We start from the raw sequence: 12488 nt of genomic DNA, 5'->3' as shown, positions 1-12488 counted from the left end.
CCGGACCTCCCCCGGCACCACCCCCGCTCCTACCCCGCCGTGCTCTCCCTGACGATCAGGTGGTGCGGGACGACGATCTCGGCGGGGGCCCCGGCCGTGCCGGCGATGGTCTCGATGAGCGTGTCGACCGCCGTACGGGCGATCACGCCCTTGTCGGGGGCGACCGTGGTGAGGCTCGGCGTGCTGTACTGGCCCTCCTCGATGTCGTCGACGCCGATCACCGCGACGTCGTCGGGCACCTTCCGCCCGGCCCTGGTCAGCGCCCTGATCGCGCCCAGGGCGAGCAGGTCGTTGTAGCAGAACACGGCGTCGGGCGGCTCGGGCAGGGCGAGCAGGCGTTCCATGGCCTCGGCGCCGCGGCGGCGGTGGAAGTGGGGGGTCGAGACGATCAGCCGTTCGTCGACCTCCAGGCCCATGCGGGCGTGCGCCTGGCGGAACCCGGCGGTGCGGAGCTGCGCGGTCTCGCCGGTCGCGTACGGCTGGTCGCCGATGGCCGCGACCCTGCGGCGGCCGAGGCTCAGCAGGTGGGCGGTGGCGTCGCGGGCGGCCGCCACGTTGTCCATCGCGACGTGCGGGAAGCTGCCGTTGAAGATGTGCTCGCCGAGTAACACGATCGGGGTCTTGTTGCCGCGTGCGCGCAGCTCGTCGGCGGAGATCGTGAGCGGGCTGAGCAGCAGGCCGTCGAACATGGTGGCGCGCGACTCGCGGCCGAGCAGCTCGCGCTCCCGCTCGCCGTCGCCGTCGGTCTGGTCGATCATCACGACGTAGCCGTGGGCGCGGGCCGCGGTGATCACCTCGCGGGCCAGCTCCGCGAAGTACGGCACGTCCAGCTCGGGCACGACCAGGGCGATCATCCCGGTACGCCCCTGCTTGAGGTTGCGGGCGATGAGGTTGGGCCGGTAGTCCAGCTCGTCCAGCGCGGCCTGTACGCGGGTCCGCAGCTCGTCGGAGACCGGCGCGTATCCGTTCACCACGTTGGACACCGTGCGGATCGACACGTTCGCTCGTTTGGCGACGTCGCGCAGCGTAGGACCGGCCATGCGTCTCCTATACCTCCAACCGAGGGTGACTGGGAAGATCCCGAACCCAGTATTGCATCGTTGCAGAGAAGTATGCATGATGTCTGCATCGTTGCAGAGCCTTCAAAGGCCGAGGAGTTATCGATGTCCACACCCCCGATCGACCGTCGCGGTTTCCTCAAGGGAGCACTCGGCGTCGGCGCGCTCGCCGCCACCGGCGCGCTCGCCGCCTGCGCGCCCGGCGGCCAGAGCACCGGGCCCAGCAAACTGGCCAGACCCACCGCGTCGGCGTCGACGGCGGCCAAGGGCGAGATCACGATCTGGAACCGGTCGGGGGACCTGTTCAAGGTGTTCGACGCCGCCATCGGCAAGTTCCGGCAGGCGTACCCGGGGGTCAAGGTCAACCACCTGGCCGTCGACATCGACGCCAAACTGGCCAACACCCTGATCAGCGGCACGGACGTGCCCGACGGCAGCTTCTGGGACGACGCCAAGATCGGCGGTCAGGCCGAGCACCTCTTCGACCTGACCGACCTGATCGCGCCGTACCGGGAGCAGACGTCGGCGTACAAGCTGTCGGTGAACACCGTCGAGGGCAAGATCTACGGCGTGCCGTGGGATCTCGACCCCGGGCTGCTCTGGTACCGCGCGGACATCCTGGAGGACGCCGGCGTCGACCCCGCGAGCCTGGCCACGTACGACGACCTGCTGACCGCCTCCCGCACGATCCGCGAGAAGGACCCGAAGACCCGGCCGATCCACCTGGACAAGAGCCCGTTCCTCGGCCAGCTCTGGCTGGAGATGCTGGCCAACCAGCAGGGCACGAGCCTCACCGACGCGCAGGGCAAGCTCCGGCTGGACTCGGCCGAGTACCGGCGGATCTTCACCTGGATCCAGACGGCGGTCAAGGACGGGCTGGTCACGCACGCGCCGTACCTGGAGGCGGCCGACGTCAACACGCTCGACAGCGGGCAGCAGGTGTTCGTGCCGTGGGCGATCTGGTGGTCGTTCGCGCCGCAGCAGCTGCTCAAGGCCACCAAGGGCAAGTGGCGGGCCGCGCCGCTGCCGGCCTGGACGCCGGGCGGCGCGCGCAGCGGCGCGATGGGCGGCAGCAGCTTCGTGATCCCGGCCAAGGCCAGGAACCCCGAGCTCGCCTGGCTGCTGTACGAGTTCCTGTGCTTCAAGGAGCCCGGCTACACCGCCGTGTACGGCCCCAACGACGTCTACCCGGGCGGCCTGTCCACCTCGATCCCCAGCTACACCCCGGCCCAGGCCAAGCCGCTGTTCAAGCCCATCGACGCGCTCGGCGGCCAGGACCTGTGGAAGGTCGCCGTGGACGCCGCCGCGACCATCCCGGCCGCCGCGCCGATCCCCGTCTGGTGGGCCCAGTCGGTCGACTACCTCGGCGACAACCTGCAGCGCCTGATCGAGGGCAAGATGTCGCCCGACGACGTGATCGCCGACTCGGCCAAGAAGATCCAGCGCAACCTGATCGACCGGTCCTGATGAGACGTGTCCGGCTCACCCCGTACGTGTTCGTCGCGCCGTTCTTCGCGGTCTTCGCCGCGTTCGGGGTCTATCCGCTGCTGTTCGCGTTGCAGCTCAGCTTCACCCGCTGGCGCGGCGCGGGCGAGGCCCACTGGGTCGGCCTCGGCAACTACGTCTACCTGCTGACCAGCCCCGACTTCTGGGCCTCGCTCGGCAACAGCGCGATCATGTGGCTGCTCATCGTGCCGCTCCAGATCGTGGCCGGGCTCGCGGGGGCGGTCTTGCTGGCCAACGCCAAGCTGCGGCTGCGCGGGCTGTTCAGGGTGGCGTTCATCGCGCCGTTCGTGACGCCGCTCGTCGCGATGGCCCAGGTGTGGATCGTGGTGTTCGACCAGGACTACGGGCTGGTCAACCACGTGCTCAACCTGGTGGGGCTGCCCGACGTGGCCTGGCTGACCTCGACCGCGTGGTCGAAGCCGACGCTCGCGCTGCTGTTCCTGTGGAAGACGACCGGGTTCGCGATCATCATCCTGCTCGCCGGGCTCCAGGCCGTTCCCGGCGGCGTGTACGAGGCCGCCGCGCTCGACGGCGCGTCCCGCATGCGCCAGTTCTGGTCGATCACCGTGCCGCTGGTGCGCAGGAGCATGGCCTTCCTGGTGGTCGTGCAGACGCTGGCCGTCTTCCAGATGTTCGCCGAGCCGTACGTCGTGACCGAGGGCGGCCCGTACGGCTCGACCACCACGGCCGGCCTCTACCTGTACGAGCACATCACCGCGTCGGACCTCGGCACCGGCTCGGCGAACTCGTTCCTGCTCGTGCTGCTGGTCTTCGGGCTGTCCCTGGCCGCGACCAGGATGCTGCGGCCGAAAGACGAGGTGTGATGAACCAGACCAGACCGGGCATCGCGCAGTACGCGGTGCTCACCCTGCTCGCCCTCGCGTTCCTGTACCCGATCTGGTGGGCGGTCAGCTCGTCGCTGAAGCCCGCCGCCGAGATCATCACCAGCCCGCTGTCGGTGGGCGAGCTGACCCTCGACAACTACCGGGCCATGTTCGCCGACGTGCCGATCGGCACCGGCTTCGCCAACACGGCGCTGGTGCTGGTGGTCAAGGGCGCGATGACGATGTTCTTCTGCCCGCTCGCCGGCTACGCCTTCGCCAAGTACGACTTCCCCGGCAAGAACCTGCTGTTCGGCGTGGTCATGCTGACCCTGATGCTGCCGACGCTGGTGCTCGTCATCCCGCTGCTGCTGGAGATGAGCACGCTGGGCTGGGTGAACACGTACCAGGCGCTGATCCTGCCCGGCAGCGTCGACGCGTTCAGCATCTTCTGGATGCGGCAGACGATCGCCGCGATCCCCGACGAGCTGATCGACGCCGGGCGGGTGGACGGCGCGGGCGAGTTCGGCATCTTCGCCAAGGTCGTGCTGCCGGTGATCAGGCCGGGGCTGGCCGCGCTGGCCGTGCTGACCACCATGAACGTCTACAACGACTTCGTTTGGCCGGTCGTCGCCGTCAACGACACCTCGCACCAGACCCTCCAGGTCGTGCTGTCCACGCTGGCCCAGAACGTCACCGGGAACAGGGTGGGCGCCGACTTCGCCACCGTCTGGGGCGAGCTGCTGGCCGCGGGCAGCATCGCCCTGCTGCCGCTGCTGGTGATCTTCGTACTGCTGCAGCGGCACTTCATCAACGGGATCCTCGCCGGCAGCGTCAAAGGCTGACCTGGCCCCCTCTTTGTCTGAAAGGAACACCATGACGCCCCGTGCGGAATACCCCAGGCCCCACTTCGACCGGTCGCACAGCTGGTCGAGCCTCAACGGCGACTGGGACTTCCGGGCCGACACCGAGCCGGACTGGGACCGGACCATCACCGTGCCGTTCGCCTGGGAGACCGCCGCGTCCGGCATCGAGGCGCACTGGCTGCCGCTCGCCTGGTACCGCCGCCGGTTCACCGTCCCAGCCGAGTGGACGGGCCGGGTCGTGCTGCACTTCGGGGCCGTGCACCACGAGGCCGCGGTGTGGGTCAACGACGTCGAGGTGGCCCGGCACCGGGGCGGTTACACGCCGTTCGAGGCCGACGTGACCGACGCGCTGGGCGACGGCGAGCAGGAGGTCGTGGTCCGGGTGTCGGCGCCGCTGGACAAGCGGGAGCTCGCCCACGGCAAGCAGCGCAGCATCCCGCGCGACGACTTCGACGGCGTGTGCTTCACCCCGTCGTCGGGCATCTGGCAGAGCGTGTGGCTGGAGTGCCGGCCCGCGACCCATCTGACCGCGCTGAAGCTGCGGCCCTCGTACGAGCTGGACGCCGTCGAGGTGGCGGCCAGGACGTCGGGTACGGGCACCCTGCGGCTGACCGTACGCGAGACCGGCCAGACCGTGGAGACCCAGGTCACGGACGGGACCGCCACGGCCAGGCTGCCGATCGCGAGCCCGCGCCTGTGGTCGCCCGAGGACCCGTACCTGTACCACGTGGACGCCGAGCTGGTCTCCGAGGACGGCGTCGACCGCGTGACCGGGTACACCGGCCTGCGGCGCATCGAGGCGGTCGGCGAGGACCTGTATCTCAACGGCCGCCGCCTGTTCGTGCGCGGCGTGCTCGACCAGGGCTACTGGCCGCGTACCGGGATCACCGCGCCGTCGGACGCGGCCCTGCGGCGCGACATCGAGCTCGCCGCCGAGGCGGGCTACAACCTGGTGCGCAAGCACCTCAAGCTGGAGGACCCGCGCTTCGTCCACCACGCCGACACGATGGGCATGCTGGTGTGGGCCGAGCCGGCCGCGACCGGGCGGTTCTCGGCCGAGTCGGTGGCCGCGTTCGAGGAGCAGATCGCGCCCATGACCGAGCGTGACGGCAACTCCCCCGCCGTCGTGATCTGGGGCCTGTACAACGAGGAGTGGGGCCTGGACTGGGACATCCCGGGCGACCCGGCCAAGCAGGAGGCGGTGGCCAGGGCGTACGACCTGCTCAAGGCCCTCGACCCGACCAGGCCCGCCGTGGACGACTCCGGTTGGGCGCACGTGAAGACCGACCTGCTCGACTGGCACTACTACGACGAGTCCGCCGCCTCCTGGGGGAAGACCGTCGCCGCGCTGCTCGACGGCGCGCAGGACGACTTCCCGGTCAAGCTCGGCCCCGACTTCGTCGTGCGGAAGAAGCTCGCCGGCGTACCGTCCCAGCCGCTGCGCGGCCTGCCCAACCTCAACAGCGAGTACGGCGGCGGCTTCACCTGCGTCGAACGCGCCTGGCACCTGCGCTGGCAGACCCAGGAGCTGCGCCGCCACGACCGTCTGGCCGGTTACGTCTACACCGAGCTGTACGACGTCGAGCACGAGTCCGCCGGCCTGCTGGACTTCGAGCGCCGCGCCAAGGACCTGGCCGGCGTGGAGCCGGCCCACGTGAACGCGACGACCACGCTGGTGCTCGACGTCGTCCCGGTGGCGCCAGGACGCGACCTGCTGAGCGCGTCGGGCGAGGTCGCGGTGCCCGTACGGGTCTCGCACCACGGCGGCGAGCCGGTCGGCGGCCATCTGCACACCGCCTGGACCCCGGTCTTCGGCCCCGCCCCCGCCGATCCCGGGGCGGCGGGCCCGTGGGCCGAGGCGAAGCCGTTCCTGCTCGGCTCCCCCGCCGAGGTACGCGCCGCGCTGCCGGACGGCTGGACCAGCGGCCGCCTGCACGTCGCCCTGGTCAGCGAGGGAGCGGTCGTGGCCCGCTCGGCCGTGGACGTGGACACGCACACGGACCCGGTCATCGGCGACGATCCCAAGGCGTGAAAGTTTCACACGTTCCCGCACTTCAGAAGGGGTGAGGGCGGCCCTCGCATTGACGGGCGGTAACGCGGCGACCGAGCATGACGCCGCGTTCCCCCTCGCGGAAAGGGCACCCCCATGCACACCTCGAAGGCGGCACTGACCGCCCTGGCCACGGTGGTGGCCGGAGCGGCTGTCGCCGTCGCGCTGACCACCACCCCGGCGGGCGCGGCGACCGGCACAGGGACCGGGGAATCATGGTGGGCAAGCTGGCCAGCTCGCCGATCCCGGTCAAGGTGGCCTACTCCCACCCGGTGCCGACCTTCTCCGGTCACGGAGCCTGTGACGCGGACGAATGGATCAACGCGATCGTCAACGGGCCCAACGGCGACGGCGACTTCCACAAGGGTGACCTGGCCACGCCGTTCTGCATCAGCAACAGCACGTTCTGCCTGAGCCGGGAGTCCTTCCATCCCAGGGCGGCCGGCACGACGGGGTACGCCACCGCGGTGCAGAACGTGGTGAGCGCCATCGGCTACAAGGGCTCATAGAGGTAACGTCAAAACGTGCTGGACCTCGACGAGCCAGAGGCGACGCCGGTCGGCTGCTTGCCGAAGCTGCTGACCGGCGTCATCGTCGTCCTGCTGCTCGCGGCGCTCACGGTGGTCGGCCTGGTCGTGTGGGCGCAACGGTCGATGCGTTCCCACCTGGAGGAGGGCGAGGAACACGACCGGGCCTTCATGAGCCGGCAGGCGGCGGAGATCGTCGTACGTCTCGAGAAGGCGGCAGCCGACGGCTCACTTCCGGACAAGGAGATCCACGAAGCGGTCTACAGGTTTGCCTGGCACGCCGAGCGCCCCGACGGGCTGGTGCGGATCGTGGTCAAGATCCCGTCGATCACGTCACCCGGGCCGCCGTAGCTGTCGCCGTGCTCGTCGGCGGTCAGCAGCTCGGCGGTGACGCGGGTGGTCAGGCTGTCGCCGAGCGCGGTGCGGTTCTCGCGATCAGCGGCGCGGCCGGTGGCCAGCGCGAGCACGGGCACGCCGGCGGCCAGCAGCGCACGGGCACGGAAGGCGGCAGTGGCGGTGGAGTCGCTGACCTGGCCCAGCCCCTCCAGCAGCGCCGCGCGGTCGCCGGACCGGTCGGCAGCGTTGAGCAGGAACGCCAGAGCTTTGGCCAGTTGCCAGGCGATCTCGGCGTACGGGTCGGCCTGGTTCATCGGCTGCGACAGTGCGCCGTACAGCGCTTCGCTCAGGGTACGCAGCTCGGGCAGTGCTGCGTGAAACTCGGCGCCGGGAACAGCGGCTGGGCCGGGCGCGGGGGCCGAGCTGGTCATGACGGCTCCGAGAGGGCGGTGGGGGTGCTGGTGACCGTGCGGGGCAGTCGGCCGGCCGTGTAGGGGTACTTCTTACGCAACGCCCCAAGCCGGGCCTTGGCCTGGGCCGCGGTTACGGCAGTGGGAGCGGGCAGGCTGTGGCTCAGCAGCTCGGCGATCTGTTCCCAGGTGCGGCCGCGAGCACGGGCGGAGTGCAACACGATCAGTTCGCGCTGCTCGGCGGCGGTGTGGGCGTCGACGACCGCCATGAGGGCCGCGTCCACGTCCGCGTCACTGATCGAGTCGTAGCCGAGCAGGCGGCGGCCGAAGTTGGCTTCCTCCTCCAAGGCCAGGGCCACTAGGGATACCGCCCGCTGGGGGTCCACCCAGTAGTGCGACTGCATGCGGGTGGCCTGCTCGCGCTCGGCATCATCCCCCTAGCGTTGGACGAGCCTGCGCAGCGCCTCACGGGGCCGTTCTTGAAACGGCTGGACTGAAGTTGACGGGATCCCGTCTGATCATCACGATCGGGCGGGATCTCGTCGTTTCAGGGGTTTCCGAATCGGGTTCGTCCTGGTTTGAGAGCTGCGGAGCAGGTGCCCGGGAAGGTCCAGGTGGTGTCAGACCGCTGGTCGAGGACCGAGTTCGCGTCGTTGGGCATGGCGAAGCCGACGCCGGGCTGGGTGCTGCGACAGGGTGATCTGAATTGCGGCTTATGGGATAGGTGGTGGCCTGCTCCGACCCGGGAGCGGCGTGCGGTCGACCTGATCTGCTGGGATTTCGACGACGTCGGCCGAGGTGTCGGGCTCGTCTGGAGGCTGCTGGGTGTGGCGCCAGTGGTCGAGGAAGTGGTCGTTGGCGACGGCGACGATCAGCGCGGCCAAGATGGTCTGGGCGACGCGGCCGTGGGCGAGCCGGTTCTTGGGGTCGCCGAGGTCGAGGTCATGTCCCTTGACTCTGCCGTTGATCCCCTCGGTGTTGGCGCGGACGGACTTGTAGGTCCCGATCCAGGCGGGACTGAGGTAGGGCAGATCCTGACGGAATTTGTCGAGATGGCCCAGGTCGCCTTTGCTGACAGTGATGGTCTGCTGGCGGCAGATCTTCGGCAGTTCGCCGGGCTTGTGGTCGGGACTCGGGGGCAGGACGCGGGGTTTCCCCGCCGGGTGAGCGGCTCGATGCCGAGCGTCGGTCAGGTCGACCGTGGTGGGACGGCTGGGCCCGCGCTGGTGGAGGCGGTCGAAGCGGGGGCAGGTGACCGAGGGGGAGGTGCCTGCTGCCGGGCATTGGAAGCGGACAGTGCCGCTGGTGTTCGGGCTCTGCTTGAGGCGCAGCAAGTACGGCTCCCGCGCGCTGATCAACGCGGTGAGTTCCTCCGACGGGGCGCGGATGGCGGCGTCGTCCAGGCCGGTGGTCGCCTGGGCGAGCCTGTCGGGGAGGAGCGGGCAGGCGAGGCTGCCGTCGATGAGCGGGGCGCCGTGGGCACTGCCCTGCACTCCGCGCTGGTCGGCCTTGTAGTCGAGGGCGAGTCGGTAGCCGAGTTCGCGTGCGGGCTGGGCGAAATGGGCGGGTTGCTGGTCGGTGTAGGCACGGTCGACGACGGCGAAGGCTGTAGGAAGGTCGAGCGTGGCCAGGAGCTTGAGGGTGGAGATGGCATTGGCGCCGATGCGTTTGTGCGGGGTGTCGAGGACCAGGCCGAGCGCCAGTTGCGGGAAAAGGCCGAGTGCCGAGCGGGTGCGGGCGGCGACGGTGAGGGTGGCGCTGTAGCCGTACTCGGGCGGGTCGTTGCCGGCCGAGTGGTGCCAGCCTGCGGTGATCTCGGTGGGGGCGATCAGTTCGCCGGTGGAGCGGCGAGCTCGGGGCGGGCGGGCGAAGACCGGGGCGGCGGTGGTGTCGATGCCGACGTCGCCGCCAAATCCTGCCAGGTAGCCGCGGCCTTTGCTCCAGCGGGCCGGGGTGAGCACGAGCGCGGTGACGAGGTCTTGCAGCAGGTCCCGCTTGCGGGTGTGGTCGGGATCGTCGTCTTCCCGGGCGGTGGCGAGCAGGTCGGCCTCGTGCTGAGGCAGGCGTGTGCGACGGTCGTGCCGGGCCGGGTCCAGCAGGCTGGTGAGCCGGTCGGGGGCGCGATAGAAACGCCGATTGTCAGCCAGGCAGGCATGCGGATCGTCGGCAGGCGGCCGGTCGGTGTCCGGTCCCAGCTGCTGTCGGGCGGCCGCAGAGAGGCAGAAGGCGGACAGCCGCCAGGCTTCGGTCAGGGTGGCTTTGCCGCTGTGGTGGATCGAGACCATCAGACAGACGAGCACCGCCCGGATCGGCACTCTCGCCGGTCCGGGGCGTGGGCCGAGCTCGGCGTGGATCAACGCCATGATGCCGGAGTCGTCCAGCAGCCGGGCGTAGTGGCTGACGACGGCATCGGGGATCTGTGCCGTCTGCTTGGCGGGTGGCCGGGGCCGGGTGGCTCGGGCTCGGGTGGTGCTGGCAGTCACTACCAAACGAAGACCGAAACAGCTCTGCAGTAAACCCGTGCTGCCCAGACGTTGCCGCAGACTGCCGCCATGCTGCAGAACGCCACTCCTAACCTGCCTACTGTCATATCCTGCCATACAGGTTATGATGGCAAGGTGATTATGACGGAGCCGATGTTCTTGGCTTTGACAGCACTCCTCGACGAGCCGCGACACGGCTACGGGATCGTGCAGGAAGTCGACCGGCTGTCTGAGGGCAGCGTGCAGCTCAAGATCGGCTCCCTGTACGGGGTGCTCGACCGGTTGGCTGCCGACGGCCTGGTGGAACTCGACCACGAGCAAGCGTATTCGGGACGCCTGCGCCGCTATTACCGCATCACTGACGCCGGGGCAGAAGCGCTCGCGAGGGAGCTCGCCAGGCTGACCGGCACTCTCCACATCGCTGCCGAACGCCTCGGCGCCCACCGGCGCGGTTCCGGAATCCGGCCCTCCACCGCCGGAGGTCCGGCGTGACTCTCCTGGAGCAGCGCTACCGCTTCATCCTCAAGATGCTGCCCGCCTTCTACAGGGCCGAGCGCGAAGAGGAGATGGTCGAGGCCTTCCTCCAAGGCGCTGGACCAGATGATGACGGGCACAGCGCGCGACCGAGTTGGGGCGAGGTCGCCTCCATCGCCGCACTGGCGATCAGAATCAGGCTTGGCGGTATCGGCGCTGCCCCCCGCTCGCGCGCCGTCGGTGACGCGGTCAGGCTGGCCGCTCTCCTCGGGCTGGGCTACCAGGCCGCGATCAGCTGGATCACCATAGTCTTCTCGCTGCGTGCCCTCGGCTATCGACCGGGGCAATCGCCGCTCATCGCGCCCGGCGGACAGGCGTCGGAACTCGTGTCGATAGTGGAGAGCCTGGTCTGGATCGCCGCCTTCGCCGCGCTCACGCTCGGCAAAGTGCGGGCAGCCAAGCTCCTGGGCGGTCTGGGGCTGACGTACGTGCTGGTCATGCTCGGGATCGACATTCTCACCTGGCCTCGGTCGGTCATCGACTCCGGGCCCTACGTGCTGGTCATTGTAGTGCCCGTTGCGGCGCTGCTGACCGCATACCATCGGGATGCGCCGGTGCGGCGCTCCCCACAGCTCTCCGCCCTGCCTTTGAGCCTGGCCGCGATATACATTGCCATCGCGCTCGCCTTCACCAACGCTTGGGGTACGGCTGCCGCACCCAGTCAGCCCACCATGTGGATTGCCGGCTGGATCGATCCGCACAGTGTGACCGCAGCGGCGCTCTTGATCGCGGGCCTGCTAAGCCTGACGCGCAAGACCCGACCGGCCTGGCGATTGGCCCTCGCTGTCGTCGCGTTGCCGATAGCCGCGGCTCGCTCACCGCTCTTCCTGCTCGGTGCCGCCGGCCCCATGCAGCCGTACACCATCACTCTGATCATCCAGTGCTCGGCATTGCTGATTCTCTGCCTGGTGCTGACCGTTGCAAGTCTGCGCGCCCTGCCCCGCCCAGTCCAACTTCCACTTCGAGGCCGCAACTAGCAAGCCGCCTGGAGGCCAAGTGCCGGGAAACGATCATGGTGCACGCGGGAAGCGATCTTCAGTCCATGTGCATCGTCCCAAGCCAGGCATTCTCGTGAACACCCCTCACGGCGCTCGTCGAACTTCATGGGTCGGCCGGAGCGCCAATCGGGGTGTCGAGAGGAGCGGCGCTGGCGCGCAGGATGATGTCGGTGGGGTGCCGCTTCTTCAGCTCCGTGTACCGGTGCCGCGCCTGGTCGGGTGTGATGCCCCCGACGGCCGTGCCGGAGGACAGCAGGGTGGCGATCTGCTCCCAAGAGCGGCCGTGGACCCGGGCCGTGTGCAGCAGGCACAGCTCGTCGAGCTCGGCAGCGACGCGGGCGTCGACGGCCGCGGTCAGGGCGGCCTCGACGTCCTTGCCGGTGACCGGGGCGGCTCCGTCTCGGGAGCGGCCGTTGCGGGCTTCCTCATACAGGGCTAGGAGCTGTTTCTTGGATCAGGTTCGGAGCCAGATAATCAGGGCGGCCAGGGTGACGGTGCCGAGGAAGATGTAGGCGCGCTTGTCGTAGCGCGTGGCCACGGCCCGGAAGTTCTTCAACCGGTTGATGGCCCGTTCGACGATGTTGCGTGCCTTGTAGCGCTCGGCATCGAAGCCGGTGGGCCGTCTCCCGGCGGAGCCGCGCCGGATGCGGTTGGCGCGCTGGTCACGTGGTTCGGGGATGGTGTGGCGGATCTTACGGCGTCGCAAGTAGACGCGATTGGCGCGCGAGGAGTACGCCTTGTCCGCGGCCACGCTGTCGGGCCGGGTACGCGGGCGTCCCGGCCCCAGGCGAGGGACCCGCACCGCCCGCAGCACCCGCTCCAACTGCGGGCTGTCGCCGTACTGGCCCGGCGTCAGGACCAGCGACAGCGTCCGGCATCGGCCGTCCGCCGACAGGTGG

Annotated in this window: 13 protein-coding genes; 8 read left to right on the top strand and 5 right to left on the bottom strand. The window is 69.6% G+C overall.

Going from position 1 to position 12488, the window contains the following annotated elements:
• Positions 1 to 29: 29 nt before the first annotated feature.
• Positions 30 to 1040, bottom strand: coding sequence for a LacI family DNA-binding transcriptional regulator (locus AB0J76_RS48655; protein ID WP_352329267.1), 1011 nt, complete (start codon positions 1038 to 1040; stop codon positions 30 to 32).
• Positions 1041 to 1163: 123 nt separating this feature from the next.
• On the opposite strand from AB0J76_RS48655, the gene AB0J76_RS48650 reads away from it, so the two are divergent.
• The 6 genes from AB0J76_RS48650 to AB0J76_RS48625 all read left to right on the top strand — a co-directional run bounded on the left by AB0J76_RS48650 (position 1164) and on the right by AB0J76_RS48625 (position 7179).
• Positions 1164 to 2525, top strand: coding sequence for an extracellular solute-binding protein (locus AB0J76_RS48650; RefSeq protein ID WP_352329269.1), 1362 nt, complete (start codon positions 1164 to 1166; stop codon positions 2523 to 2525).
• Complete coding sequence (locus AB0J76_RS48645) at positions 2525 to 3388, top strand: sugar ABC transporter permease (protein WP_352329271.1); 864 nt, start codon at positions 2525 to 2527, stop codon at positions 3386 to 3388. Before AB0J76_RS48650 ends, AB0J76_RS48645 begins: the two co-directional genes overlap by 1 nt.
• A complete protein-coding gene (locus tag AB0J76_RS48640) occupies positions 3388 to 4230 on the top strand; it encodes a carbohydrate ABC transporter permease (RefSeq protein WP_352329273.1) in 843 nt (280 codons plus the stop codon). Before AB0J76_RS48645 ends, AB0J76_RS48640 begins: the two co-directional genes overlap by 1 nt.
• Positions 4231 to 4261: 31 nt before the next feature.
• A complete protein-coding gene (locus AB0J76_RS48635; RefSeq protein WP_352329275.1) occupies positions 4262 to 6283 on the top strand; it encodes a sugar-binding domain-containing protein in 2022 nt (673 codons plus the stop codon).
• Between the two features lie 233 nt (positions 6284 to 6516).
• Positions 6517 to 6810, top strand: a complete 294-nt coding sequence (locus AB0J76_RS48630; RefSeq protein ID WP_364394200.1) for a hypothetical protein — start codon at positions 6517 to 6519, stop codon at positions 6808 to 6810.
• A 15-nt stretch (positions 6811 to 6825) separates the two neighbouring features.
• Positions 6826 to 7179: a hypothetical protein gene (locus tag AB0J76_RS48625; protein WP_352328434.1), complete on the top strand. Its 354-nt coding sequence runs from the start codon at positions 6826 to 6828 to the stop codon at positions 7177 to 7179.
• Here AB0J76_RS48625 and AB0J76_RS48620 read toward each other — a convergent pair.
• From AB0J76_RS48620 to AB0J76_RS48610, 3 genes are all read right to left on the bottom strand, one after another.
• Positions 7089 to 7595, bottom strand: a complete 507-nt coding sequence (locus AB0J76_RS48620) for a hypothetical protein (RefSeq protein WP_352328435.1) — start codon at positions 7593 to 7595, stop codon at positions 7089 to 7091. The genes AB0J76_RS48625 and AB0J76_RS48620 overlap by 91 nt on opposite strands.
• Positions 7592 to 7978 carry a hypothetical protein gene (locus AB0J76_RS48615; protein WP_352328436.1) on the bottom strand — a complete coding sequence of 129 codons (387 nt, stop codon included), beginning with the start codon at positions 7976 to 7978 and terminating at the stop codon, positions 7592 to 7594. Before AB0J76_RS48615 ends, AB0J76_RS48620 begins: the two co-directional genes overlap by 4 nt.
• 309 nt (positions 7979 to 8287) lie before the next feature.
• Positions 8288 to 10057 carry a hypothetical protein gene (locus tag AB0J76_RS48610; protein ID WP_352328437.1) on the bottom strand — a complete coding sequence of 590 codons (1770 nt, stop codon included), beginning with the start codon at positions 10055 to 10057 and terminating at the stop codon, positions 8288 to 8290.
• Between the two features lie 69 nt (positions 10058 to 10126).
• Between AB0J76_RS48610 and AB0J76_RS48605 the strand changes: the two genes are divergently transcribed.
• Both AB0J76_RS48605 and AB0J76_RS48600 read left to right on the top strand, forming a co-directional pair.
• Positions 10127 to 10549, top strand: coding sequence for a PadR family transcriptional regulator (locus tag AB0J76_RS48605; protein ID WP_352328438.1), 423 nt, complete (start codon positions 10127 to 10129; stop codon positions 10547 to 10549).
• Entirely contained in the window at positions 10546 to 11568 is a 1023-nt protein-coding gene (locus AB0J76_RS48600; protein ID WP_352328439.1) for a hypothetical protein, read from the top strand. Before AB0J76_RS48605 ends, AB0J76_RS48600 begins: the two co-directional genes overlap by 4 nt.
• Positions 11569 to 12043: 475 nt before the next feature.
• Here the strand turns inward: AB0J76_RS48600 and AB0J76_RS48595 are convergent.
• A partial coding sequence (locus tag AB0J76_RS48595) for an IS5 family transposase (RefSeq protein ID WP_364394194.1) occupies positions 12044 to 12488 on the bottom strand: 445 nt, incomplete at its 5' end.

It is taken from the genome of Nonomuraea sp. NPDC049624 (assembly GCF_040675255.1).
GTDB lineage: Bacteria > Actinomycetota > Actinomycetes > Streptosporangiales > Streptosporangiaceae > Nonomuraea.
Note: the sequence above shows the minus strand (reverse complement) of the source record. Positions and strands in the feature narration are given on the sequence as shown.